This window comes from Paenibacillus nasutitermitis (assembly GCF_014641075.1).
Classification (GTDB): domain Bacteria; phylum Bacillota; class Bacilli; order Paenibacillales; family Paenibacillaceae; genus Paenibacillus_Z; species Paenibacillus_Z nasutitermitis.
The window spans coordinates 31,420-56,071 of sequence record NZ_BMHP01000012.1; the positions used below are offsets into that span (position 1 = coordinate 31,420).

A 24,652-nucleotide genomic window follows, 5' to 3' on the forward strand; every position below is an offset into this window, starting at 1 on the left:
GATGCGCATGTCTGCAACCGGTCCCTTTCATGAGGCGGAGAAAGGCGCACAAGTGAAGCTGCCCTTTCTGCGCCGGGTTAACAGACGGCTCATGACGGTTCTCGGTCTGCTGGTTACGGTGATGTTGTTCAAACATCCTGCGGCTCTTTCGGGAGCGGCGGGATGTTTTCTGTTTTTTATGCTGTGGTCGGATATTTCCCTGCGCCACATCGTGAAACGGCTGCTTCTCATTGTGCCGTTCGGCCTCGGGGCCGTTGTGTTTATACCGTTCCAGGGGGATGGCACTCCCTTGTTTGAGCTGTGGAGATGGACGGCTACCGGTGAAGGTGTCCGTCATGCGCTGGTCATATTGCTGAAAATCGTCTGCGCAAACCTGCTTATCACTTATTTGCTCGCCGTCACGCCGCTTTTTGATTTGATCAAGGGCTTGCGGACGCTTGGCATTCCATCGATTTTTATTGAAATGACCGGGTTGATGATGCGTTACTTCTTCCTTTTGAAAGATGAGGCGTACAGCATGGTCAAAGCCCAGCGCTCCCGGGGCATGAAGATGGAAGGCTGGTTCTGGAGCAAACGAACATATAAACGCTTCGGCGAACTGCTTGGCGTGCTGTTTCTGCGGGCTTACTGGCGCAGTCAGCGGATTTATCTGTCGATCTCGGCGCGCGGCGGCTTTGCCGGGGGGACGGAAGGTACCTCTGCGTCACCTCCCGCGGCAGCAAAGTGCAAAGTTCAGGAGGAGAGCCAAATGGTGATTGACGTCAAGGAAATCACGTACCGCTACGGTGCTATTGAAGCGCTGCGCGGGGTCAGCTTTGGGATCGAGCAAGGGGCAAAGACGGTTCTGATGGGCCCGAACGGCGCCGGAAAATCCACTCTGATCTCGCTGCTTAACGGGCTGGAGCAGCCGGCAGCCGGTGAAATCCATGTGCTGGGGGAGAAGCTGACGCAGGAGAGCGGCAGGCTTGTGCGGCAGCGGGTCGGGGTTGTGTACCAGGATCCGGACGATCAGATATTTTCCACCACTGTGGAGGAGGATGTGGCCTTCGGCCCCCGGAATCTCGGGCTGGGGGAGACGGATGTGGCCGAACGGGTTCGTGAGTCTCTGGATTCGGTGGGAATGGGCGAGCTGCGGGGGCGTTCTCCATTCGAGCTGAGCTATGGCCAAAAACGCCGTGTGGCGATCGCCGGGGTACTCGCTATGCAGCCTGAGGTAATTATTCTGGATGAGCCGATGGCGTTCCTGGATCCCAAAAGCCGTGACGATCTGCAGGCACTGCTGGAGAAGATGCATGAGATGGGGATAACGCTTATGATTGCAACGCATGATGTGGATTTTGCGGCGGAATGGGCCGATCAGGTGCTGATTCTCAAGGATGGCCGTATGCTGGCGGCAGGAACGACGGACCTGCTGTTCGACGATGGGCTTCTGATGCAGGCCGATCTGCATCTGCCGCGGCTGGTCAGGCCCTTCCGGATGCTGGAAGGCACGAAAGAGATGCGGCCTCGAACCGTGCGCCAGGCGGCCCAGTATATCTGGAAGCTGATGGCGGCAAGAGGGACGCAGTCGGACATGCAGGAGACAGAGCGCCGGGTGCCCGGCAAACGCGAGGGGAAATAGCTTAACGCCCGATTGCTTGCGTAACGCATTGTGGGTTGAATCTGCTGGTGGATATTTAAGGGCTGTGATCGATTGCCACGTGCATAAGAAAATGGGAGTGGATGAATACTATGGTCAGATTCGAATGCACCTTACTTACACGTCCTCTCCTCATGTGCAATAGAAAGGCAGCAAGGTATCCAGTAGAATTCAAAACCTTCAATGAAAGCGGGGCAACTAGAACATGAAAGCAACTGGAATTGTTCGTCGAATTGACGATTTGGGCCGGGTCGTCATCCCAAAGGAAATCCGCCGTACGCTGCGTATACGCGAGGGAGATCCGCTAGAAATCTTCGTTGATCGCGACGGGGAAGTTATTTTGAAAAAATATTCGCCGATCGGAGAGCTTGGCGAGTTTGCCAAGGAATATGCAGAATCTCTTTCGGAGAGTACCGGCCATATTACGTTGATTACGGATCGCGACAACATCATTGCCGTAGCCGGAACATCAAAGAAAGAATATATGGAGAAACAAATCGGGTCCATTCTGGAATCCTGTATGGAAAACCGCAAAACGGTTGTGGAAACCGGCAGCGGATCTTATGAGGTTGTCAAGGATATCGGTGAAGCCTTCAGCTCTTTCGTAGCGGCGCCGATTGTGGCGGGAGGCGATCCAATCGGTACGGTTGTGCTGCTGAGCAAGGACGAGAACGTCAAGATGGCCCAGATGGAAACCAAGATGGCTGAAACAGCGGCCGGTTTCCTGGCCAAACAAATGGAGCAATAACAGGCAAGCTGTCTGCACAGTGAGGAGGAACACTGGCAGCAGCTTGTTTTTTTGTGAAATCAGCATCCATGCCTCCTCCGTCCTTGAGACAGAGGACAGCGGAGGGCTTCCTGCTATATGATAAAAAGCGGCAGGAGTCGCAAGCTGTCCGTTGAGGAGGAGATGTTGATTATGGCTGTTATTATTATGACTGGAACATCACAGGGGATCGGCGCCGCTATGGCTCACGTGCTGCTGGAACGGGGGCACCGATTGGTGGGCATATCCCGTAGGCGCAACGATGCTCTTATACAAGCCTTCCCCACAGAGCTTGTTTGCATGGAGGCTGATTTGGCGGACACCGCGGGTCTGGGTCCGCTAATGGAACGCATTTTCCAACAGATGGGCACAGATGAGGAACGGGTCTGTCTGGTGAACAATGCGGCGGTGCTGGCCCCTCTGCGCAATGCGGAACAATGCGATAGTGCGGAGATTGCCCGCCATATGCAAATCAATCTGATTGCGCCCATGATTCTCACATCCTTGTTCGCCAAACACACGAGCGGGCTGCGGGGAGAGAAGCGGGTATTGAACATTTCATCGGGGTCGGCCCGCTATCTGCTGCCCGGAATGAGCTGCTACTGCACGGCGAAAGCGGGGTTGGACACCTTTACCGCGTGCGTGGGGCTGGAGCAGCAGAATAAAGAATATCCGCTGCAAATTGCATCGGTATGGCCCGGCATGAACGAAACGCAGATGCAGGAGGAAGCCCGTAGGCAGGATGGCGGTTTTCAGAACGCAGAAATGTTCATCGAGGCCAAGAAGAATGGAAGGCTTCATTCTCCTGACGAAACGGCCCGCAAGCTGGCGGATTTGCTGCTCGGCGAATCTTTTCCCCATGGGACCATCGTGGAAAGCCTGTATTAAGAAGCCCGGCGCAACCTGGCGCTCAGGGCCCGTTCACTGTCATGGGCTTTCGGGTATAATAAGGAAAGGATGACAGATAGGCAGGTGCAAGGCTTGTTGGAACGTGGGAAACAACATCATACAGGCGGCCCCGGGCTTTCCGGCGGAAGCAGCGGGCTGGCGGATAAGGATACGAACGAAACTCCGGAAGAGGAAACAAACGGCAGTTCCAGGCGGGGCAACATGCCGAAAGCCCGGGAGAACCGGCGCATCCGGGGACCGCATATGCTCCATGGAGCGGCGCTTATGGGAGCAGCTATGCTGATCAGCAAGACGCTCGGCACCTTGCAGAAAATCCCGCTGCAGAATATTGCGGGCGACCGGGTTTTCGGTATTTATAATGCGGTATATCCGCTGTATCAGATGCTGCTGGTAATGGTTACGGCGGGGTTCCCCGTTGCGGTATCCCTCCTGGTTGCGGAGCGTCAAGCCGGGGATGACAGGAGCGGCGTCCGCCTTGTGCTGCGGGCCAGTGTTCTTCTGCTCAGCTTAAGCGGTGCGGCGGGATTTGCCGCGATGTGGCTGGGCGCCGGGCATATCGCGCAATGGATCGGCGATCCGGGTACGGCTTCCGCGGTCCGCAGCGTCTCGCTGGCGCTGTGGGCCGCGCCGGTGATGGCCGCGCTGCGCGGGTATTATCAGGGTTTGGGGAGGATGCTGCCTTCGGCCGTATCGCAGCTGTCGGAGCAGACGGTACGTGTAGCCGCGATGCTGAGCTTGCTGGCAATCGGCTGGCATTGGGGTTGGAGCGACGAGTCGCTGGCTGCCGGGGCAACGGCAGGCTCGGCATTCGGCGCTGCCGCAGGGCTTACGTATATCGCAGGCTATTGGCTGCGGGAACGGGGCATCTTGCGGCGAGAGTCTGCGCCCGCAGGAGACGGCCATCGTCAAGATGTGCCTGGCCCTCGCGCGGGATCCGAGAAGGGGCATGGGCAGATGACAGCACTCAGCCCCTCCCTTAGTCCTAAGGGCGGAGGCGTACTTATGATGATGCGCAGGCTGGCTGGCCTGGCGCTGCCCGTCACGCTTGGCGCGCTGGCGGTTCCGGCGCTTGGAGTCGTGGATGCGTTCACGGTGCCGCGCCTGCTGGGCGCTGCGGGGATGGAACCGGCCTCGGCCATGGCCGGATTCGGGCTGTACAGCAGGGGCCAGCCGCTTGTGCAGCTGGTGGTGATGGTGGCGGGCGCTATAGGCGGCGCGCTGGTTCCGGCGCTTGCCACAGCGCGGCTGCAGGGCGACCTGACCGGCGTGAAGCGGCAGGCGGCCCTCATGCTGCGGGCCGCCTGGGCTATCGGCGGCGCGGCAGCGGTCGGGCTCGTCCTGCTGGCCGAGCCCATCAATGTCATGCTGTACGCAAACGCGGCGGGTACGCGTACGTTTGCGCTTGTGGGCTGCACGGCGCTGGCGGGCACCGTCGCCGCCGTGGCGGCAGCCGCGCTGCAGGGACTGGGCAGCGTGCGCGCCCCGGCCCTGTTCATGCTGGCCGCAGCCGTGCTCAAGGCTGCGCTTAACGCGCTGCTCGTCCCGCCGCTGGGCATCGCGGGCGCGGCCTGGGCGGGCATCGCCGCGCTCATGGCGGCGGCTCTGCTGAGCGCGGGCGCCGTCCGCCGCGCCACAGGCGCGGGTATGCCCGTGCGGAGGGCCGCGGGCATCGTGCTCGCGCTCGCTGCGCTGGCTGCGGCGCTGGCGCTGGCCGGGCGCTGGGGCGCGCCATCGCTCGGGCTCGCCCTGCCGCCCCGTGCGGCTGCCACGGTGCTTGCGCTCGGCGGCACCGCGGCCGGCGGCGGGCTGTTCGCGGCCGCGGCGCTGCGCTTCGGCGCGATAAGCGCCCCCGAGCTGCGTGCGCTGCCGGGCGGCGCGGCCATCGCGGCCCGCCTCAGACGCTGGCGCTTGCTCCCGCCGGGGGAGTAGCCTGCGCGGCGCTAAGCGCGGCCCCGCCCGGGCCATTCGCACCGCGCCCCGCTCCAGGGGCACGTGCGGCATTACTCGCCGACGGTTGCCGCATACAAGGATGCGCGGACGCTTAACTGACGAGCCCGGCCTTGTCGTTACATAAACCAACCATGATTCACCAAGGAGGATATAATGATGCAACCAACCATTACCGTTGTCGGGCTTGGTTCCGGCGATGCGGATCAGCTGACGCTTGGCGTATGGCGCAGGCTTCAGACAGCCGGGCGCCGGTTTGTGCGTACGGATCAGCACCCGATGATGCGGATTTTTAGTGAAAACGAGTGGGTCTATACTTCGTTTGACCATCTGTACGAGCAGTTGGATTCCTTTCCTGAGGTCTATGCCGCGATTGCGGAAGCTTTAATCGAACAGGCGAAATCGATTTCTTCGTCTTCCTCGCCCGCCAATACCTCGACAGATGCCGCTTCTGTAAATGAGCTGATCTATGCTGTACCCGGACACCCGATGGTGGCGGAGCGGACGGTTCAACTGCTGCGCGAGCGCTGCCCGCGGGAGGGCATCGGCTTGACGGTGCTGGGCGGAGAGAGCTTCCTCGACCAGGCCTTTACCCGGCTCGGCTTCGATCCCATCGAAGGGTTCGCGCTGCTTGATGCTGCTGAGTTGAAGCCGTCGCAGCTGCGGCCGGAGCTGCATACGCTGATTGGCCAGGTCTATGATGAATTCACCGCTTCGGATGTGAAATTGACCCTGATGGAGCAGCTGCCCGACGACCACCCGATTATTGTCGGGCATGCGCTGGGTGTCGAGGGGGAGGAGCGGATTTTGAGCATCCCGCTTTATGAGCTGGACCGGACACCGGGCTTTGGCAATCTGTCGCTGGTTTATGTGCCGCGATCAACGGATGATAAACTGCGCAACCGTACCTTTGAGAGGCTGCATGAAATTGTAGGCATTCTCCGCAGTCCCGAAGGCTGCCCATGGGACCGTGAGCAGACGCACGCCTCGATCCGCAAAAACTTCATCGAAGAAACCTATGAAGCGCTTGAAGCGCTGGATGAAGACGATCCCGATGGCATGCGCGAAGAATTCGGCGATGTCATTCTGCAAGTGATGCTGCACAGCCAGATGGAGGAAGAGGTCGGCTCCTTCTCTGTCTACGATGTCATTCAGACGCTGAACGAGAAGCTGCTGTTCCGCCATCCACATGTATTTGGCGATTTGGCAGCCAGGGATTCGCAGGAGGCGCTGCAGAATTGGGAGCAGATGAAAGCGGAAGAGAAGCGCCGCAAAGGCGTGAATCCTGAAGACAGGTCGCAATTGGATGGCATTCCGCCAGAGCTTCCGGGGCTGTTGAAAGCCTATAAGCTGCAAAAGAAAGCGGCCAAGGTGGGCTTTGACTGGGATGATATTTCCCCGGTGCTGGACAAGATTCAGGAGGAGTTGTCCGAGCTGCGTGAAGCCATTGCCTCCAAAAGCGCGGACGAACAGGCCGATGAGCTGGGCGATCTGTTATTCGCGGCTGTTAACGCTTCGCGGTTCATCCACGCCGATCCGGAAGAAGCGATTGCCCGGACAAACCGAAAATTCAAAAAACGATTTTCATATATTGAGCAGCAGCTTCGTATAAGTGGCCGAACCTTTGACCAAACTGATTTAATAGAGATGGACCGGTACTGGGAAGAAGCCAAGCGTTTGCCCTGATGAGCTAAAGGCAAGCTCCAGGGGAGGATGCCTGCCCGCTTGAGCATGCTGCGCCAACGGATTCGGGCCGTCTTTTCCATAGAGGTTCGTCAAAATTCGCCTAAAATCGTTAGAAACTGCAAAAAAAATTTACAATGGGGCAGGATTTATTCAGAATCAAGCAGAATAGGTACAAGCGGGGCAAGTTAACTTAAAGTTGAAGTCTAGTGGCTATCTGCTATGATAATTGAAAATTTAGGAGGCTATGATCATGAACAAAACAGATCTGATCAACAGTATTGCAGCAAAAAGCGGACTTACCAAACGCGATGTTGAGTCGGTGCTCAATTCCTTTATGGGAGAAGTGACCGAGGCACTGGCAGGCGGAGAGAAAGTGCAACTGATCGGTTTCGGCACCTTTGAAACACGCAAGCGTTCAGGCCGCACAGGCCGCAACCCGCAGACGGGCAATCCTATCACCATTGCGGAATCCAAAGTTCCAGCATTCAAAGCCGGCAATAAATTAAAAGAAGCCATTAAGTAGACCATGCGTCTTGATAAATTTCTCAAAGTCTCCCGGCTGATCAAGCGGCGTACAGTCGCAAAGGACGTATCCGATCAAGGACGCGTCTGGATCAACGGCCGGGAAGCCAAAGCGAGCAGCACCGTCAAAGCCGGCGACGAGCTCATGATTCAATTCGGCCAGAAGGTCGTCACCGTCCGCATCGAGCGGCTTGCGGAGACAACCAAGAAGGACGAGGCGAGCGGCTTATACACTTTGTTGAAAGAAGAATCGCGTCAAGCCGAGAACAAGATGGAGTGGCAATAATAGACGGACGGCCTTCCCAGGTAATGGGCGGGTCGTCTTTTTTTACGTTCATTGTCCAAGCCTGTAAGGTTCTAAAACCTGTCCCACATCCATAGGCTAGTCTTAAAGGAGGGGACGAGGCAATGAGTGATCAGGGAAAAGGACAGAAACGTCAGGAAATTAAAATGCTGAATCGTAAAATACTCGAAATTACAGGTGTTATGAATGTGGAAAGCTTTGATGTAGAAGAGTTTCTACTGGAAACCGAGCTGGGCTTCCTGGCGATTCGCGGCCAGAACTTACATATGAAGCATCTGAGCTTGGAGCAGGGTCTTGTTGCCATTGAGGGGCTCGTCCATTCGCTGACTTACCTGGACGGAAATACCACGGGCAAATCCAAAGGCATATTCGGGAAGATCTTTAAGTGAGTCTCAGCGTACAGTGGTGGACGATGGCGACGATGCTGCTGTCCGGTATTGGGATGGGCGTAGTTTTTGACGGGTACCGCGTTGTGTCGGACGAGCTGCGGATCGGGCGCCTGTGGATTCCGGTTTTTGATCTGCTATATTGGATTGCCGCGACGATAATCGTATTCCAGGTGCTCTCGGCCAGCAATGATGGCGAGGTGCGGGCTTATGTGTTTCTGGGGCTTCTGCTGGGAATCGGCTGTTATTATTGGCTGCTAAGCAAGCCTGTGGTGAAACTCGTACATTTTTTAATTTATGCGGTCCGCACCCTGTTTCAAACCCTGGTTAAGATGTTTATATATATAGTCTTACGTCCTCTTGGACTGATCTATCGGATGGTTAAGGTAATTTTTTCCTTTGCCATTGCCCTTGCTTTGTTCCTCTTAAAAATTGTGATACAATTAATTCGTCCGCTTTGGGTCATGGTCCGCTGGATGCTCAGCCCCCTTTCCAAGCCGTTAATCCGGTGGGTGGCAAGCTGGTGGGTTCCATTCACGGCCAGGTGGCGGATTTCAGAGAAATGGCATTCCGCGTCCGATCGGGCGGCGGGATTATGGAAGCGATGGACGACCTGGAAGAAACGCAAGGATGAATAGGATATGATATGATCGGAGGTCAATGAATTGATGACGGCTACCGGGACAACTCCTACAACTGCATACGCAGGAACGAAACGTCGGCTGAGGCTATGGATTATCGTCATCGCTTTATTCATGGGCTGGGCATCTTATACGTTTATTTCTCAGTTGGAGCGGCAGGGACAATCCGAGCTCAAGATCGCCGAGGCCCAGCAGAAGCTGGATGCGGCGACGACTCAGATCAATGATCTCAAGGCTCAGGTCGCAAAACTGAATGATAAAGAATATATTGGTCAGCTGGCTACCAAAGAGCAGGGAATGGTAAAAAAAGGAGAACAGCAGATCGAGGTCATTGAAGATTGAAACGGGCCTCTAATCGGGTATCCGTCTGTTGCCTTGCATCTCTCATTCGGTTATAATCACCTTAGTAGCAGCATTTATCATTGTGGTTGTAAGGCCATCAGAAGCTAAGAGCTTCACATAACGGTTAGGGAGGAACATTTTTACCTATGGCAATTGAAGTGGGCGCCAAGTTAGAGGGCAAAGTGACAGGTATTACGCATTTCGGGGCATTCGTCGATTTGTCGGGAGGTGTCACGGGACTCGTTCACATCTCAGAGATTGCCGATAATTACGTCAAGGATGTTAAGGACCATCTTAAACTGGAAGATGTTGTAACAGTAAAGGTCATTAATGTGGACAAAGACGGGAAAATCGGACTTTCGATCAAACAGGCAGTCGACCGTCCGGAGGGCTCTGCTCCACCTCAACGCGAACGCAGCGCCAGCGGCGGTGGCGGGTTTAACCGTACCGGAGGCGGCAGCGCAGGCGGAGGCGGCGGATTTAATCGCCCTAGCGGAGGCGGAGGCGGGGGTGGCTTCAATCGTGCAGGTGGCGGTGGAGGCGGCGGACGTCCCTTCAATAAAGCTGCAGGCGGTAAACCTTCCTTTGGCAAACCAACCTTTGAGGATAAAGTATCGCGCTTTCTCAAGGATAGCGAGGAACGTATTTCTTCGATCAAGAAGAATACGGAATCCAAACGTGGCGGACGCGGAGCGAAGCGTGTTTAATAGTATAGGATTCTTTGCAGGCAGGGCCCTTTTTGGGGGTTCTGCCTTTTTTGATTCTCATTTACCCGTTTCCCCCCCTCTCTTAACCGGCTAATTTGAATATTATGCCTCTTTTACAAAAAAACTTTTCCCTTCTTCTCCTGTATTCCCGACAGGTTCGGACGGCATTTCACCACTTTCCGCTTCCCAACGGGCAATATATTTTGTTGAACGATGGGCCGCCGTAAATGCCAGCGGCAGGTCCAATGCCGCGTGGTTCTTGAAATCGCGCCCGGCGCGCTTCCCATTTGCGGCGCATGTGTTTTTGTCGGAAAAAACTTTCCGGATGACAACGCCTTCTGACAAACTTTTATATGGACATGCTCCTATACTGAGAACACACAAAATTGTGAATGGGTGGTGTCCTTGTGATGAGAGATAAGCAAAACGTAGTGTTGTTCCCCGATGTTAAACGGACAAGCATACAAACAGCGATTCAAAAAGGATGGAGCGGCTCTTTCATGCGAAGGATCGCGACCTTGCTTTCTTCGAAGAAATGGGTATTTGTTCTGATGGTTGTCGGTTTTTTGCTCGGTCGCGCTGTTATTTTGGAATCCCTTGCACCTTTTGCGGTGGCGTACTTCACGGTTGTATATTTCCTTAGACGGGATTCCTATCTGCCGGTAGGGCTCTCGATTGTCATAGGAAGCTGCTTTGCGATATCGCCGGAGCCGATGTGGATTGCGATGGAGCTGGCAGTTGTCTACCTGCTTATGAAGGGGCTTGAAGCCTACGAGCGGGCGGAATTGTCTTATGCCCCTCTGCTGGTGTTCATCTCCACCCTGCTGGTGAAATTGTTCAGCGTCGTTATTGTCGATACGCTTGGCTGGTATCAATTCATGATGGTGGGGGTGGAAGCCTCGCTGGGCTTTGTTCTTACACTGGTCTTCGTGCAGGCGCTTCCCGTTCTGACCATGACCCGAAAAACCTCGTCGCTGAAGAACGAAGAATTGATATGCCTGATGATTCTGCTGGCTTCGGTTATGACCGGAGCAGTCGGCTGGGCGGTTTACGGGCTGTCGGTCGAGCATATGATGTCGCGTTATATGCTGCTGCTGTTTGCTCTGGTCGGAGGAGCGCCGCTTGGCGCCTCGGTGGGCGTGGTGGCCGGGCTGATTCTCAGTCTGGCAGACTTAAATGCTATCGTACAGATGAGCCTGCTTGCTTTTGCCGGGCTTCTGGCCGGCCTGCTGCGGGAAGGCGGACGAATGGCGGTTGCCTTCGGCATGCTGCTCGGATCTTGTATTCTCTCCATTTATATAGGCAATCAGCAGGATGTAATGGCATCCACTTGGGAATCGGTTGTCGCGGCCGCGTTGTTTCTGGTAACTCCCCGTTCCATCATGCGCACAATAGCCAAATATGTACCGGGGACGCAGGAGCATGTGAAATCCCAGCATGAATACGCAAGGCGGGTGCGCGATGTGACGGCTCAGCGCGTCACGCAGTTCTCCGAAGTTTTCCGGCAGTTGTCGCGAAGCTTCGGGCAGGTCAATCTTGTGGACGAGAGTGTGAAGCGCGAGGAAGCCGTCGGCCATTTCATGAATGCGGCTGCGGAGAAAACATGCGCTACCTGTCACCGCAAAGAACTTTGTTGGGAGGGACGATTCTATGATACGTACAGGGTAATGACGGGCATGATGACCGCTGTAGAAGAAGGAAAGAGGGTGGGGCCAAAGGATATACCGAAGGAATGGAGCAATCATTGTATTCGATCGCCGCAGGTTCTGAGCGTCATGCAGCAGCAGTATGAGATGTATAAACATGACCAGCTGTGGAGGAAACAACTCAGCGATTCCCGGCAGCTTGTCGCCGAACAGTTATCCGGCGTATCGCAGATCATGGAAGATCTGGCTTACGAGATTAAGCGGGAAGGCCAACAACTGCATTTACAGGAAGAACAAATCCGAGAAGCGCTGGAAGGGCTCGGTTTATCCATACATGGCATTGATGTCGTTAATCTGGAGGAGGGAAAAGTTGAAATTGAAGTCTACCATACGTATGCCAGGGGCTATGATGAATGCCGCAAGATCATCGCCCCGCTGCTCTCAGATATTCTGGGAGAACCGATTGCCGTGATTTCCGAGCGTTATTCAGAGAAAAGCGGCGAGCCGGCGCTTGTTGTATTCGGTACGGCTAAGGCGTTTGAGGTGGAGACCGGCATAGCCGGCGTAGCCAAAGGAGGGGATTTATTATCGGGTGACAGTTTTAGTACCGTGGAGCTGGGCAATGGCAAATTTGCCGTGGCAATCAGCGATGGTATGGGCAATGGGGAGCGGGCGAAGCTGGAGAGCAGTACCGCCCTGACCATTTTGCAGCAGCTCCTGCAATCCGGTATGGATGAGAAGCTGGCCATCAAATCGGTCAATTCTGTCCTTCTGCTGAGATCTTCGGAAGAGATTTTTGCAACGGTGGATGTCGCGCTTATCGATATGTACACAGCCAAAACAACCTTTATGAAAATCGGCTCAACCCCCAGCTTTATCAAACGCGGCAGCGAGGTCATTCCCATCTCCGCGAACAATCTGCCGGTTGGCATTCTGCAGGAAATCGACGTCGACCTGATTCGGGTCCAGCTAATGGCGGGCGATACCCTGATTATGATGACCGACGGCATCTACGACGCTCCCGGCCATGCGGTCAACAAAGAATTATGGATGAAGCGGGTCATTCAGGAGATTGCCGCCGATAATCCGCAGGAAATCGCCGATGCGCTCCTGGAGACGGTCGTTCGGTATCATAAGGGCGAAATTCTCGACGATATGACAGTCGTGGTCGCCAAAGTGGACAAACACCAGCCGGAATGGGCAACCTTCCGCTGGCCGGGGCTCGCCAAAGTGGAGCGCCCAAGGACGGTGAGTTAGAGACATATAGGTCATTCGAGCCTGCCGGGGGGCGGGCTTTTTGCCGTTCATGAGAAGGGAGAGATGTCTTCTGGCACCTGACTGTGCCCACTGATCGTAAATATCGCTTGGCTGGCCGGCTTTCTTTATCCCGTCTGCTTCCCGCTTGAGGTCGAGTGATCCGGCAAGGGATGTGATTGTCACCGTATTGTCATAGTTGACCATTTCTATCGATTCGCCCAAGGCGAAAAACGGGTAATGTCCAGGCAGGACATGCCGTTACATAGGGTTAAAGCCTCTCAAAACTGGGAACGCTGATAGAGATAATACTCGTTATCCCTGTCAGTAGATTCTGAAGTTTGTGGAGGTTTGTGAGAATGAAACAGATTCTATTAATTACCGACGGATGCTCCAATGTGGGATTAAGTCCGGTCATAGCGGCTGCCCAGGCCTATGCCCAGGGTGTTACGGTCAATGTGGTGGGCGTGGTGGACGAGGGCGATCTGGGTGAATTCGGAACCGCTGAAATCGAGGAAATTGCCCGTGCCGGAGGAGGGTTGAGCCGCTTGGCGCAAACCAAGCAACTGTCTCATACGGTTCAAATGCTCACCCGTAAAACCGTGGTGCAGACGATTCAGCATGCCGTCCAACGGGAGCTTAAGCAGGTGCTCGGCACCTCTTCAATTGAAGCGCTGCCGCCGGAAAAACGCGGTGAGGTGGTGCATGTCATTGATGAACTCAGCGAGACCAGCAAGCTGCGCGTCGCCCTGCTTATTGATGCGAGTGCCAGTATGAAGCCAAAGCTTGCGGCAGTGGAAGAGGCGATCCGCGATCTGTCGCTTAGCCTGCAGTCACGTCAAGGCAGCAGCGAAATCGCTGTGTTCCATTTCCCGGGCTCAGCATATGGCGAAGATTGCAAGCTGGATCTGGACTGGACGGGAAATATCAGCGGCGCCGCTTCACTTTTTCCCCGGCTGCAGATGCGCGGAACAACCCCTACGGGTCCTGCGCTGATGCATGTCATTGATTTTTACCGAAAAGCCGATTATGGTAATAGGAACAATGATGAAACGGACGGGATGATGAGTGACTACGTCGTTTGAATGGAGTTTACCCCGGGGAACGGTAATCAAGGGCAAATGGAAACAGGGCATCTACAAGGTGGAGCGGCTTCTTGGCGAAGGAGCGAACGGCAAGGTGTTTCTGGTCGAGAACAGGCAGAACTGGTATGCGCTGAAGATTGGCGCCGACGCGGTAGACCTGCAGTCCGAGGTGAATGTGCTAAAGTCCATCGCAGAGCAAAAACGCACCTCGAAAGAGGAGTCCTATCTGATTGACGTGGATGACTTGCGAATGGCAGACGGGAGGGAATACCCGTTCTATGTGATGCGTTATGTTCGCGGCGTGACGCTATTCGATTATTTGGCGCGGCAGGGGTCAGAATGGTTTCCGGTGACACTGTACAGTCTGCTCGGCAAGCTGGCCCAGCTGCATGAAGCGGGTTGGGCCTTTGGCGATCTGAAAGTGGAGAATGTGCTGGTGGGCGATTACGGCCGCGTTGAACTGGTGGACTATGGCGGTGTTACGGCCTTTGGCAAAGGGGTCCGGCAGTTTACCGAAATTTATGACCGCGGCTATTGGAATGCCGGTACGCGAAGCGCCGATGCGGGTTATGACCTGTTTTCGTTTGCTGTACTTTGCCTTCAGCTGTACGAAAGTAAGCGGATGGCCCAACTGACCGCTGCCTTGCTGCCCCAGAACCGTGTGCCTGAGGAACTGCTGAGAATCGCTTATGCCAATCCCGTGCTAAAGCCGCTTTGCGGGTGGCTGCGCAAGGCGATGGGCGGGGAATTCAAGAACGCGCGAGAAGCGGCGGCTGCCTGGCAGCAGTGGATGCACCGTACCGGCGGGCGCTCTTCCCCTCCGGTGCCGCGGTGGATTAAAGGATTATTCGTTGCCTCTGCGACTGTGCTGGCCACAACAATTTATTGGTTGCTGCGCACAGGGCTATGAGCAACCTTGCCTTGCAAGGGATGAATCCCAGCGCTGCTACAAATGTTAGCTTATGCTTCCGAAGTGAGTTTCCAGCTCGCTTGGGGTAATCCAGGAAGTTGCGCCAGAAACTCTTAGGGGGTAAGGATGAAGATGGATGAATGGCTCGTCGAACTGTCAGAGCTTGCTGCGGAGGAACAGCTGTGGCTGCCTGGGGAGACCATCATCGTGGCCGTATCCGGCGGTCCGGATTCAACTGCGCTGCTGCACATGCTGAGCCGGCTTGCCCCGGCAGAACAATTAACTCTGGTTGCCGCCCATATGAATCATGGCTTCCGCGGTGAGGAGTCCGACCGGGAGGAACAAGCGGTTCAGCGGTTTGCGGCAGAACTTGGTGTCTGTTACGAGTCCGTATATATCGATATGCCAGCCTATATAGAAGAAACAAAGATGAATTCGCAGGCTGCTTCGCGCGAGCGGCGTTATGCTTTTCTCCATAAAGTGGCCAAGAAGCACAGCGCTTCCCGCATTGCGCTTGCCCATCATGCCGATGATCAGGCGGAGACTGTGCTTATGCGCATCCTCCGGGGGACGGGTCCCGGCGGCCTGGCAGGCATCCCGATAAAGCGTTCGGAAAAAAACGTGGAACTTATTCGTCCTCTGTTGCGTAGAAACAAGGCAGACATCCTCCACTACTGTCATCAATGGGGACTCGCGTACAGCCAGGACAGCAGCAACGGAAAAAGGACCTATGTCCGTAACGCCATCCGTCTCGATGCGCTGCCCTATTTGGCACAATTCAATCCGCAGTTGTCCGATGCGCTCGTCCGGCTGTCCGGACTTGCGGCAAGTGAAGACGACTGGATGGAACGGGAGACACAAGCGGCTTTTGAACGCTGCATCATGATTAGCCGTGAAGGATGCCAAATGACCCGCAAAGCGCTGCTAGAGTTGCATGTCGCTTTACAAAGGAGATTGATTAAACTAATATTAAACCATGTTGGGCTGGAAACGTCGACCATCTCATTCGACAGTATTGAAACCATTCGACAAGCGGTTTCTGATCGTGCCCCGACCACCTGGAGTTTTGATGCGGGCAGTGGCGTGAGATTCGTCCGTGAATACGACAGCTTGCATTTTGTACATGCAGACGTTATGGCCGCCAGGGAACAATCGGAGGCGGATTACGCTTATGTGATCATGGAAGGCATGGACCGGTTGGAGCTGCCGCAGGCCAAGGTTGTAATCATGCTGGATATGCTGCATCCTCCTTGTGAAGGCAAGTCTGCCGACCGCATGGAATCGCGTTTTGATGCCGAGCTGATTCAATGGCCGCTGACGGTGCGCAACCGGCGTCCGGGAGACCGTATGCAGGTGCTTGGTTTAAATGGCACCAAAAAAGTACAAAATATGTTCGTTGATGACCGAATCGCTCCATCGCAGCGCAATACGCTGCCGCTGCTTGTTGACGCCGAAGGTCGCATACTCTGGATCCCGGGTGTAAGACGTTCGCGGTTTGCGCAGGTTACAGGTGCATCGCAGCGAGTTTTGCGTATACGGGCGGATTTTGGGGACGAATGAAAGAGGTCTTGAATAAGTTGCACTGATCTAATCATAAGTATTAGGAAAAAAGTAGGAGGTCCCGGCATTGCTGAAAGACATAAAAGAAGTATTGTATGACGCAGATCAGATTCAGCAGAAAGTAAGCGAGCTCGGGGCAACACTCAGCCGGGAGTTTGAAGGACGCAATCCCCTTGTGATTTGTGTCTTGAAAGGCGCATTTATTTTTATGTCGGATTTGGTCAAAACCATTACGATTCCGCTCGAAATCGACTTTATGGCGGTATCCAGCTATGGACAGTCCACCAAAACCTCCGGTGTCGTCAAAATCATCAAGGATCTCGACTCGCCTGTCCAGGGACGGGATATTATCATTGTCGAGGATATTATTGACAGCGGCTTGACCCTCAGCTATCTAATCGATGTGCTGGAACGGCGAAATGCCAAATCCGTCACACTCGTTACGCTTTTTGACAAACCGACCGGCCGCAAGGTGGAGCTGGAAGCGGATTACAAGGGCTTTGTTTTGCCGGATGCATTCGTGGTCGGTTATGGGCTTGATTATGCGGAGAAATATCGCAATTTACCGCTCATCGGCATTTTGAAGCCGGAGATTTATGAAAAATAACGACAAACCAGCCGTCAGCAGGATGAACAATGGCCTCAGATGGTGCAATACACCAGCTTGGCATGCCTCTTCGCAACCGACCCGGATTTGTGACGGTAATCATGCTGTGGTAAAATATTTGGAACGTCTTGAGAGGAGGTAGGGGATGAATCGGATCATCCGGAACACTGGATTTTATTTGATTATTTTTTTGGTGACTGTCGGGATATTCCAATTTATCAGCAGCCAGAACGATACCACCGTTGAAATTCGATACGACCAATTGAGACAAGCGTTGAACGATAACAATGTCGCCAGTATCGATCTCCAATTTGATGGCTACTCCTATTTGGTTACAGGTAAATATAAGACAAAACCAGATGGCGCGGAATCGGAACAATTCTTTGCCCATTCCAACGTAGAAGAATTTGCAATCAAAGAAATTCACGACGCCCAGATTAAGAACGGATTCGAGATGGATATCAAGCCAACGGAAGGTCCCAGCATTTGGCTGACTTTCTTAACTTCGATCATCCCGTTCGTCATTATTTTCATCTTGTTCTTCTTCCTTATCAATCAAGCGCAGGGCGGCGGCGGCAAAGTCATGAACTTTGGCAAAAGCAAAGCGCGCTTATATAACGAAGAGAAGAAGCGCGTCACGTTCGAGGATGTGGCGGGCGCGGACGAAGAGAAGCAGGAGCTTGTGGAGGTCGTTGAGTTCCTCAAAGATCCCCGCAAATTCGCGGCGGTCGGTGCGCGGATCCCGAAAGGGGTTCTCCTTGTAGGACCTCCAGGTACAGGTAAAACCTTGCTGGCCCGTGCGGTTGCAGGGGAAGCCGGCGTGCCGTTCTTCAGCATATCCGGTTCTGACTTCGTCGAAATGTTCGTCGGTGTCGGTGCCTCTCGTGTACGCGACTTGTTTGAGAACGCAAAGAAAAATGCACCTTGTATCATCTTTATCGATGAGATTGACGCCGTAGGCCGTCAGCGTGGTGCAGGGCTTGGCGGCGGTCACGACGAGCGTGAGCAAACGCTCAACCAATTGCTCGTTGAGATGGACGGATTCGGAGCCAATGAAGGAATTATTATCGTGGCTGCGACCAACCGTCCGGACATTCTCGATCCGGCACTGCTTCGTCCAGGCCGTTTCGACCGTCAAATTACCGTTGACCGTCCGGATGTTAAAGGACGCGAAGCCGTACTGAAAGTCCATTCCCGCAACAAACCGCTGACCAAGGATGTGAAACTGGACATCATTGCGAAGCGGACCACAGGATTTACCGGTGCCGATCTGGAGAATTTGCTTAATGAAGCGGCGCTTCTTGCAGCAAGGCGCAACAAGAAAGATATTGCGATGGTCGAGGTCGATGAAGCTATTGACCGTGTCCTTGTCGGAACCGAGAAGCGCAGCCGCGTTATCAGTGACCGCGAGAAGCGGATTGTTGCTTATCATGAAGCAGGCCATACGATAGCCGGTTATTTCCTGGAGCATGCCGATGTGGTGCATAAAGTCACGATTATCCCGCGCGGCAAGGCGGGCGGTTATGTCATCATGCTTCCTAAGGAAGGCGACCGTATGCTGTCGACCAAGAAGGAGCTGCTTGATAAAGTAACGGGACTGCTGGGCGGGCGTGTAGCCGAAGAGCTGTTCATCGGCGAAATCGGTACAGGCGCATACAGCGACTTCAAACAAGCAACCAGCATCGTGCGTGCCATGATTATGGAATATGGCATGAGCGACAAGCTCGGACCTATGCAGTTCGGAAGCTCGCAGGGGCAGGTCTTCCTGGGCCGTGATATCGGACATGAGCAGAATTATTCCGATGCCATCGCCTATGAGATTGATCAGGAAATGCAAAGCTTCATTCAAACCTGCTACGATCGCGCCAAAACACTTCTCACCGAGAAAAGCAAAGAGATGCATCTCATTGCTCAAACGCTGCTCGAAGTGGAAACGCTGGAGCTTGACCAAATCAAGCGCCTGATCGAGACAGGTTCCATGGATGCAACAGGTACCGATGCTAATTTGGAAAAAACACCGGATGAGCCGCACGCTGAGCCGATTATTGATACAATCGGCGGTGTAAAGGTTCGCATCCAGTCCAAAGAAGCGGGAGATTTGACACCTCCGGACGATCCGGATGGCGGAAATGACACCGAGCCTAAATAATTGAGCCATGAAGGCTGTTCGCTAGCAGACAACTGCGCGGACAGCTTTTTCCTTTTTGAAGATTAACTTTGTAGGAATCCGCTACCTGCTGTACGTCAGGGAGCTTTATCCATGAAAGCAGGCCTCCGTGGGAGGTCCGGTAAGATTTGCCGCCCCTGTGTGTTCCATCGGAGGCAGGTCTGTCGCAAATCGCTTAAAACAGCTTCTTTTGTTGGTTGACAGCAGGTTGCACACTGTGTAAATTAAATGTTAAACAATCGAAAACGCGTTGTCATGATTGTGAGGCGGACCAAACACCGATACGTGATGTAGAGGTATGTGCATCTGTTCACAAAGTCAGCGAAAAGAGGAGACCTACGACTATGGAAGCATTGGCTCTCGAGCGCAAAGCGGAGCAAAACCGCGAGCTGCGGGAACGTTTAATGCAGCTTAAGAAAGAACGCAACGCCATTATCTTAGCGCATTATTATCAGCGTGATGAAATACAGGAGGTGGCTGATTTCCGTGGGGACTCGTTCCTGCTGGCTCAGAAAGCCGCTCAGACGGATGCGGATGTAATTGTTTTCTGCGGCGTGCATTTTATGGGGGAAAGCGCAAAAATTTTGGCTCCGAACAAAACGGTTATTATTCCGGATGAGCGTGCCGGTTGTCCGATGGCCGATATGGTTAATGTGGATGGCCTGCGCAAGCTGAAGGCGCAGCATCCTCATGCGAAGGTTGTCACGTACATCAACTCCTCAGCCGAAATCAAAGCGGAAACGGATATCTGCTGCACATCAGCCAACGCTGTGCGCGTAGTCAATTCGGTGGATTCCGATGAGGTTATTTGGGTGCCGGACAAGAACCTGGGCCATTATGTTCAGCAAAATACCGACAAAAAAATGATCATTTGGGAAGGCTATTGCAACACTCATGACATGTTGACCGTCAAAGATGTAGAAGAGATGAAAGTAAAATATCCGAACGCGCAATTTGTCGTGCATCCGGAATGCCGGCCTGAGGTTGTGGAACGCGGTGATTTTGTTGGAAGCACAACGGCGATTCTGAAATATTGCAAGGAATCCGACAATAAAGAGTTTATTGTGGGCACCGAGGATGGTACCGGCTACCAGCTGCGTCTGGACAGTCCGGACAAGACCTTCCATTTTGCTTCCAAATATCTGGTTTGCCCGAATATGAAAGTCAACAATCTTAAGAAGCTGGTAAAATGTCTGGAAACGATGCAGCCGCAAATTTACGTTCCCGACCATGTTGCCGACCAGGCCCGTCTATCTCTGGAGCGCATGCTGCAGGTGAAATAAAGAATCAACATTAGAGAGGAAAATCTATTGCGATGATCCCACGATATTTAGTTGATGTATCGCTTGCAGATCTGCCTATTATCGATAAGGATGTTATCGTCATTGGGGCCGGCATTGCCGGCCTTTTTACCGCTATTAAGTCAAGCAGCGATAATGATGTCCTGATGATAACGAAGAAATCTCTGCTCGACAGCAATACGCGTTATGCCCAGGGTGGAATAGCGGCTGTCATCTCGGAAGACGATTCTCCCGAATATCACAGGCAGGATACGCTCATTGCCGGGGCGGGGCTTTGTTCGCCTGCAGCAGTCGATGTGTTGGTTCATGAGGGGACGAAGGGCGTTCAGGACCTGGTGCAGATGGGCACCCGGTTCGATCAGGAGAATGGCGAATTTGCTCTGACCAAAGAAGGAGCTCACAGCCAGCGGCGTATTTTGCATGCCAATGGGGATGCGACCGGTTTCGAAATTGTCCGGGCACTTTCCCAGAAAGCAGTCGAAAATCCGCGTATCGAGGTCTGGGATGATCATTTTGTCATCGATCTCATTATCGACAACGGGCAGTGTATCGGTGCACTTGTGCAGAAGCCCGAAGGCGGGCGGGTATTCGTACGCGGAAAAGCAACGATTCTCTGCTCTGGCGGAACCGGTCAGCTTTACCGTTACACAACGAATCCGGACGTGGCTACAGGCGATGGTATTGCAATCGCCTACCGTGCGGGCGCCTACATACAGGACATGGAATTCGTCCAGTTTCATCCTACTTCGCTGTGTTACCCCGGGGCGCCGCGATTTCTGATTTCGGAGGCGGTACGGGGCGAGGGCGGCGTACTGCGTAATATTAAAGGTGAACGCTTTATGGAGAAATACCATGAGCAGCTGGAGCTGGCTCCACGGGATGTTGTGGCCAGGGCCATCGTGTCGGAGATGGAAGAAACCAAATCCACCTTCGTCTATATTGATGTGACGCATGAATCCGCAGATATGGTGAAGCATCGCTTTCCGAATATTTATGAGTTTTGCCTGAGTTTTGGTCTGGATTTGACAACCGATTGGATTCCAATCGCTCCCGCAGCACATTATATGATGGGGGGCGTCAAAACCGATCTTAACGGGGAGACCAACATCGGCCGGCTGTTTGCCTGCGGTGAATGCTCGTCGACCGGAGTGCATGGCGCAAACCGGCTGGCCAGCAATTCATTGTCCGAAGCGATTGTGTTCGGCCGGCGTATTGTGGAGCGGATCAATAATCTGCAGCCGTTGGAGCCAGGGTTAATCATTGAGACGCCGGCAATTCCGCGGAGCGGATCCTCCATGCAAGCAGTTGTAGAGAAACGTCTGAAGCTGCAAAAAATTATGGTCCGCTACGCCGGGCTGCGCCGCGATGGCAAGGGACTGAACAAAGGCTTGGAGGAGCTGCGCAGGCAGCTGCCGATTTTCCAGTCTGTGCTTACAAAACGTGAAGAATATGAATTTGCCAATTTGCTCACCTGTGCCTTGCTGACGACCGAGGCGGCATTGGTAAGGGAAGAAAGCCGGGGGGCGCACTCCCGTGAGGATTTCCCGGAACGCGATGACCTGGTCTGGCGCCGACATACGGTTCTGCATCGCGAGCATGGTGTAACGGAGGGACTAATCGATGAGATATGATGCGAAAGCTGATCTTTTTGCCGTCGGGAGCAGCGAGCATGCCCTTAAGGAGCAAATCCGTGCATGGCTTGCCGAGGATATCGGAGCGGGCGATGTCACCAGCTGGACGACCATTCCTGCTGGTAGCCAATCCAAAGCGGTTATTCATGTCAAGGATAATGGGATTTTGGCAGGGATGCCGATTGCCCGGCTTGTCTTTGAGACCGTGGACCCCTCACTGGTCTTCCATGCGCTCGCCGCAGATGGAGACGCAGTACAGCGGGGTACCGTGCTGGCCGAAGTGGAAGGCAGCACGCACAGCCTCCTGACCGGTGAGCGCCTTGCGCTCAACCTGCTGCAGCGCTTGTCCGGTATTGCCACCAAGACGCGCGCTTTTGTGGATGCGATCGAAGGGCTTCCTGTCCGGCTCGCCGATACCCGCAAAACAACGCCGGGGCATCGATTGCTGGAGAAATATGCCGTACGCATAGGCGGTGGTTCCAATCACCGCTTCGGATTATATGATGCGGTCATGATCAAGGACAATCATATAAAAGGCTCGGGGGGCATCTCCGCAGCTGTTGAAGCAGCACGGAGGCAGATTCCGCATACGATGAAAATCGAAGTGGAAACCGAAACGCTGGAGCAGGTGGAAGAAGCGCTTGCATGCGCAGCGGATATTATTATGCTGGACAACATGCCGCATGAGCGAATGAAAGAAGCGCGGCAGCGGATCAAGACGCATTCGCCGCATGTGATTGTCGAAGCTTCCGGCGGCGTAAATTTAAGCACGGTGAGGGCCATAGCGGAATGTGGCGTTGATGTCATCTCCGTTGGCGGTCTGACTTACTCCTTTGACTCGCTTGATATCAGTCTTGATTTGGACGGGAAGAAAGGAGTGCCGGAAGCGTGATCCTAGTGATTGACGTAGGAAACACCAATATCGTCATCGGGATTTACCAGGAGAAAACGCTGGTGCAGCATTGGCGTCTGAGCACCAACCGGTCGGCAACCGTAGATGAGTACGGGATTATGATTCACAATCTGTTTCAGTTTGCCGGGTACCGTCTGGAGCAGATGGAAGGGGTCATTATTTCCTCGGTTGTCCCGCCCCTGATGCGGATGCTTGAACAGCTGTGCGCGAAGTATTTGCGCAAGACCCCTCATATTGTGGGGCCAGGCGTTAAGACCGGTCTGAATATCCGGTATGAGAACCCGCGCGAGGTTGGGGCGGACCGGATCGTCAATGCGGTCGCGGGAATCGAGAAGTATGGCGCTCCCTTGATTATTGTCGACTTCGGAACGGCAACGACCTTCGATTATATCGATGCGGCAGGCGATTATATCGGTGGGGCGATTGTGCCGGGCATCGGCATTTCAACGGAAGCGTTGTACCAGCGGGCGGCCAAGCTGCCGCGTATTGAATTGGTCAAGCCCAAGAGTGTGATAGGGCGCAATCCGGTTACCTCCATGCAAGCTGGCATTATTTACGGCTATGCCGGTCAGGTGGACGGTATTGTTAGACGTATTTTCAAGGAGTTTAATGTGAAGCCCCATGTGGTCGCCACAGGCGGACTGGCGGAGCTAATCGCAACCGAGTCGGAGACGATTGAGGAAGTGGATCCGCTGCTGACCCTGGACGGTCTGCGAATTATTTATCAGCGCAACCAAGAGCATTAGCCGCATAAGAGACAGCCGGCAGGTCAGGCTGTACGTGCAGGACAGATGAAGGGGGAGATAAGATGGAAGAAACGTTGGGGAAAGATTTCCTGGTGCGAGGAATGGCCTGGGGCGGAAAGCTGCGTGTGTTTGGCGTGAAAACAACGAATTTGGTGGAGGAGCTTCGCAGGCGGCATGGGACTCTTCCTACAGCAACGGCTGCTCTGGGGCGGACTGCTACGGCGGGAGCCATCATGGGAGCCATGCTTAAAGGAGAAGAGAAGCTTACGATTCAGGTGAAAGGCGACGGCCCTATCGGACAAGTTGTCGTAGATGCCAACGCTGTGGGAGAGGTGCGCGGCTACGTGGATAATCCGCAAACGCAGCTGCCAAGCAACGAGCTCGGCAAGCTGGATGTTGCGGGAGCTGTAGGACGCGAAGGCCATATCCATATCATCAAGGATTTGGGGCTCAAAGAACCTTACCGTGGCAGTATACCGATTGTTTCCGGCGAGCTTGCCGAGGACTTCACCTATTATTTTGCCACATCGGAACAGACGCCTTCGGTCGTCGGTTTAAGTGTTCTCGTGGACGAATACGGACAGGTCATGAACGCCGGAGGCTTTATCGTACAATTGATGCCTGGCGTTACAGAAGAAGAGATCGCCCGGCTGGAGCAGGCGATCACGGCACTTCCGCCAATATCCGCCTTGCTGGACCAGGGAGAAACGCCCGAAGGGTTGCTGCGCTGGGTCGTTGGTGACGATATACAGCTTATGGATACGCTGGATATTGTGTTTGCGTGCAAATGCTCCCATGAGAGAGTCGAACGTACGCTGATCAGCATGGGGGAGCACGAATTGAAACAGTTGATCGAAGAAGACGGCCGAGCTGAAATTGTATGCCATTTCTGCAACGAGACCTACGTATTTGAACGGCCGCAGCTCGAGAAGCTGCTCGACCAGGCAAAGCCAAAACCGATTCAATAATCGAAGGGCCGAGGC

The 24,652-nt window shown here is 54.2% G+C and carries 23 protein-coding genes; 22 read left to right on the forward strand and 1 reads right to left on the reverse strand.

Features of this window, described 5'->3' with window-relative positions:
• The first annotated feature begins 7 nt into the window (after nucleotides 1-7).
• From cbiQ to IEY46_RS33725, 11 genes are all read left to right on the forward strand, one after another.
• The gene (cbiQ, locus tag IEY46_RS33670) at nucleotides 8-1,621 is read left to right on the forward strand and encodes a cobalt ECF transporter T component CbiQ (RefSeq protein ID WP_189000045.1); all 1,614 of its coding nucleotides are present in this window, start codon (nucleotides 8-10) and stop codon (nucleotides 1,619-1,621) included.
• Nucleotides 1,622-1,844: 223 nt separating this feature from the next.
• Nucleotides 1,845-2,387, forward strand: coding sequence for a stage V sporulation protein T (gene spoVT / locus IEY46_RS33675; RefSeq protein WP_189000047.1), 543 nt, complete (start codon nucleotides 1,845-1,847; stop codon nucleotides 2,385-2,387).
• A gap of 171 nt (nucleotides 2,388-2,558) precedes the next feature.
• Nucleotides 2,559-3,293, forward strand: coding sequence for an SDR family NAD(P)-dependent oxidoreductase (locus IEY46_RS33680; RefSeq protein ID WP_229750724.1), 735 nt, complete (start codon nucleotides 2,559-2,561; stop codon nucleotides 3,291-3,293).
• A gap of 264 nt (nucleotides 3,294-3,557) precedes the next feature.
• Nucleotides 3,558-5,243 (forward strand): polysaccharide biosynthesis protein, encoded by a 1,686-nt coding sequence (locus IEY46_RS33690; protein ID WP_268239555.1) that lies wholly within the window; start codon nucleotides 3,558-3,560, stop codon nucleotides 5,241-5,243.
• A 177-nt stretch (nucleotides 5,244-5,420) separates the two neighbouring features.
• A complete protein-coding gene (gene yabN, locus IEY46_RS33695; protein ID WP_189000147.1) occupies nucleotides 5,421-6,947 on the forward strand; it encodes a bifunctional methyltransferase/pyrophosphohydrolase YabN in 1,527 nt (508 codons plus the stop codon).
• Between the two features lie 250 nt (nucleotides 6,948-7,197).
• Nucleotides 7,198-7,470 (forward strand): HU family DNA-binding protein, encoded by a 273-nt coding sequence (locus tag IEY46_RS33700; protein ID WP_189000055.1) that lies wholly within the window; start codon nucleotides 7,198-7,200, stop codon nucleotides 7,468-7,470.
• 3 nt (nucleotides 7,471-7,473) lie between these two features.
• Nucleotides 7,474-7,755 carry an RNA-binding S4 domain-containing protein gene (locus IEY46_RS33705; protein WP_189000057.1) on the forward strand — a complete coding sequence of 94 codons (282 nt, stop codon included), beginning with the start codon at nucleotides 7,474-7,476 and terminating at the stop codon, nucleotides 7,753-7,755.
• A gap of 122 nt (nucleotides 7,756-7,877) precedes the next feature.
• Entirely contained in the window at nucleotides 7,878-8,162 is a 285-nt protein-coding gene (gene yabP / locus IEY46_RS33710) for a sporulation protein YabP (protein WP_189000060.1), read from the forward strand.
• On the forward strand, nucleotides 8,159-8,797 hold the full coding sequence (yabQ, locus tag IEY46_RS33715; RefSeq protein WP_189000063.1) for a spore cortex biosynthesis protein YabQ: 639 nt from the start codon (nucleotides 8,159-8,161) through the stop codon (nucleotides 8,795-8,797). The genes yabP and yabQ overlap by 4 nt, the downstream gene beginning before the upstream one ends.
• A gap of 30 nt (nucleotides 8,798-8,827) precedes the next feature.
• A complete protein-coding gene (locus IEY46_RS33720) occupies nucleotides 8,828-9,142 on the forward strand; it encodes an FtsB family cell division protein (protein ID WP_229750727.1) in 315 nt (104 codons plus the stop codon).
• Between the two features lie 146 nt (nucleotides 9,143-9,288).
• Complete coding sequence (locus tag IEY46_RS33725) at nucleotides 9,289-9,849, forward strand: S1 domain-containing RNA-binding protein (RefSeq protein ID WP_189000069.1); 561 nt, start codon at nucleotides 9,289-9,291, stop codon at nucleotides 9,847-9,849.
• Nucleotides 9,850-9,951: 102 nt separating this feature from the next.
• On the opposite strand, the gene IEY46_RS33730 is transcribed toward IEY46_RS33725, so the two are convergent.
• Entirely contained in the window at nucleotides 9,952-10,095 is a 144-nt protein-coding gene (locus IEY46_RS33730) for a hypothetical protein (RefSeq protein ID WP_189000072.1), read from the reverse strand.
• Between the two features lie 164 nt (nucleotides 10,096-10,259).
• Between IEY46_RS33730 and spoIIE the strand changes: the two genes are divergently transcribed.
• The 11 genes from spoIIE to hslO all read left to right on the forward strand — a co-directional run bounded on the left by spoIIE (nucleotide 10,260) and on the right by hslO (nucleotide 24,637).
• Complete coding sequence (spoIIE, locus tag IEY46_RS33735; protein WP_189000075.1) at nucleotides 10,260-12,752, forward strand: stage II sporulation protein E; 2,493 nt, start codon at nucleotides 10,260-10,262, stop codon at nucleotides 12,750-12,752.
• A gap of 356 nt (nucleotides 12,753-13,108) precedes the next feature.
• Nucleotides 13,109-13,834 (forward strand): vWA domain-containing protein, encoded by a 726-nt coding sequence (locus IEY46_RS33740; protein ID WP_189000079.1) that lies wholly within the window; start codon nucleotides 13,109-13,111, stop codon nucleotides 13,832-13,834.
• Nucleotides 13,818-14,744, forward strand: coding sequence for a protein kinase domain-containing protein (locus tag IEY46_RS33745; RefSeq protein WP_189000082.1), 927 nt, complete (start codon nucleotides 13,818-13,820; stop codon nucleotides 14,742-14,744). The genes IEY46_RS33740 and IEY46_RS33745 overlap by 17 nt, the downstream gene beginning before the upstream one ends.
• A 126-nt stretch (nucleotides 14,745-14,870) precedes the next feature.
• The gene (tilS, locus tag IEY46_RS33750; protein ID WP_229750725.1) at nucleotides 14,871-16,304 is read left to right on the forward strand and encodes a tRNA lysidine(34) synthetase TilS; all 1,434 of its coding nucleotides are present in this window, start codon (nucleotides 14,871-14,873) and stop codon (nucleotides 16,302-16,304) included.
• A gap of 67 nt (nucleotides 16,305-16,371) precedes the next feature.
• Nucleotides 16,372-16,911, forward strand: coding sequence for a hypoxanthine phosphoribosyltransferase (hpt, locus tag IEY46_RS33755; protein ID WP_189000085.1), 540 nt, complete (start codon nucleotides 16,372-16,374; stop codon nucleotides 16,909-16,911).
• Between the two features lie 145 nt (nucleotides 16,912-17,056).
• Nucleotides 17,057-19,060 carry an ATP-dependent zinc metalloprotease FtsH gene (gene ftsH / locus IEY46_RS33760; protein ID WP_189000087.1) on the forward strand — a complete coding sequence of 668 codons (2,004 nt, stop codon included), beginning with the start codon at nucleotides 17,057-17,059 and terminating at the stop codon, nucleotides 19,058-19,060.
• 362 nt (nucleotides 19,061-19,422) lie between these two features.
• Entirely contained in the window at nucleotides 19,423-20,361 is a 939-nt protein-coding gene (gene nadA, locus IEY46_RS33765) for a quinolinate synthase NadA (RefSeq protein ID WP_189000090.1), read from the forward strand.
• Between the two features lie 32 nt (nucleotides 20,362-20,393).
• Nucleotides 20,394-22,010, forward strand: coding sequence for an L-aspartate oxidase (gene nadB / locus IEY46_RS33770; RefSeq protein ID WP_189000093.1), 1,617 nt, complete (start codon nucleotides 20,394-20,396; stop codon nucleotides 22,008-22,010).
• The gene (nadC, locus tag IEY46_RS33775; protein WP_189000096.1) at nucleotides 22,000-22,902 is read left to right on the forward strand and encodes a carboxylating nicotinate-nucleotide diphosphorylase; all 903 of its coding nucleotides are present in this window, start codon (nucleotides 22,000-22,002) and stop codon (nucleotides 22,900-22,902) included. The genes nadB and nadC overlap by 11 nt, the downstream gene beginning before the upstream one ends.
• Nucleotides 22,899-23,669, forward strand: a complete 771-nt coding sequence (locus IEY46_RS33780; protein WP_189000099.1) for a type III pantothenate kinase — start codon at nucleotides 22,899-22,901, stop codon at nucleotides 23,667-23,669. The genes nadC and IEY46_RS33780 overlap by 4 nt, the downstream gene beginning before the upstream one ends.
• A gap of 62 nt (nucleotides 23,670-23,731) precedes the next feature.
• Nucleotides 23,732-24,637 carry an Hsp33 family molecular chaperone HslO gene (gene hslO / locus IEY46_RS33785; protein WP_189000102.1) on the forward strand — a complete coding sequence of 302 codons (906 nt, stop codon included), beginning with the start codon at nucleotides 23,732-23,734 and terminating at the stop codon, nucleotides 24,635-24,637.
• Nucleotides 24,638-24,652: the final 15 nt, after the last annotated feature.

Excerpts from the sequence above, each read along its gene's own strand:
- IEY46_RS33690 (WP_268239555.1), top strand. The coding sequence starts at position 3,558 with ATGCTCCATGGAGCGGCGCTTATGGGAGCAGCTATGCTGATCAGCAAG.
- IEY46_RS33680 (WP_229750724.1), top strand. The coding sequence starts at position 2,559 with ATGGCTGTTATTATTATGACTGGAACATCACAGGGGATCGGCGCCGCT.
- IEY46_RS33700 (WP_189000055.1), top strand. The coding sequence starts at position 7,198 with ATGAACAAAACAGATCTGATCAACAGTATTGCAGCAAAAAGCGGACTT.
- ftsH (WP_189000087.1), top strand. The coding sequence starts at position 17,057 with ATGAATCGGATCATCCGGAACACTGGATTTTATTTGATTATTTTTTTG.
- hslO (WP_189000102.1), top strand. The coding sequence starts at position 23,732 with ATGGAAGAAACGTTGGGGAAAGATTTCCTGGTGCGAGGAATGGCCTGG.
- spoVT (WP_189000047.1), top strand. The coding sequence starts at position 1,845 with ATGAAAGCAACTGGAATTGTTCGTCGAATTGACGATTTGGGCCGGGTC.
- nadB (WP_189000093.1), top strand. The coding sequence starts at position 20,394 with ATGATCCCACGATATTTAGTTGATGTATCGCTTGCAGATCTGCCTATT.
- IEY46_RS33720 (WP_229750727.1), top strand. The coding sequence starts at position 8,828 with ATGACGGCTACCGGGACAACTCCTACAACTGCATACGCAGGAACGAAA.
- IEY46_RS33740 (WP_189000079.1), top strand. The coding sequence starts at position 13,109 with ATGAAACAGATTCTATTAATTACCGACGGATGCTCCAATGTGGGATTA.
- IEY46_RS33705 (WP_189000057.1), top strand. The coding sequence starts at position 7,474 with ATGCGTCTTGATAAATTTCTCAAAGTCTCCCGGCTGATCAAGCGGCGT.
- nadC (WP_189000096.1), top strand. The coding sequence starts at position 22,000 with ATGAGATATGATGCGAAAGCTGATCTTTTTGCCGTCGGGAGCAGCGAG.
- tilS (WP_229750725.1), top strand. The coding sequence starts at position 14,871 with ATGAAGATGGATGAATGGCTCGTCGAACTGTCAGAGCTTGCTGCGGAG.
- spoIIE (WP_189000075.1), top strand. The coding sequence starts at position 10,260 with ATGAGAGATAAGCAAAACGTAGTGTTGTTCCCCGATGTTAAACGGACA.
- yabP (WP_189000060.1), top strand. The coding sequence starts at position 7,878 with ATGAGTGATCAGGGAAAAGGACAGAAACGTCAGGAAATTAAAATGCTG.
- nadA (WP_189000090.1), top strand. The coding sequence starts at position 19,423 with ATGGAAGCATTGGCTCTCGAGCGCAAAGCGGAGCAAAACCGCGAGCTG.
- yabN (WP_189000147.1), top strand. The coding sequence starts at position 5,421 with ATGCAACCAACCATTACCGTTGTCGGGCTTGGTTCCGGCGATGCGGAT.
- cbiQ (WP_189000045.1), top strand. The coding sequence starts at position 8 with ATGTCTGCAACCGGTCCCTTTCATGAGGCGGAGAAAGGCGCACAAGTG.
- IEY46_RS33725 (WP_189000069.1), top strand. The coding sequence starts at position 9,289 with ATGGCAATTGAAGTGGGCGCCAAGTTAGAGGGCAAAGTGACAGGTATT.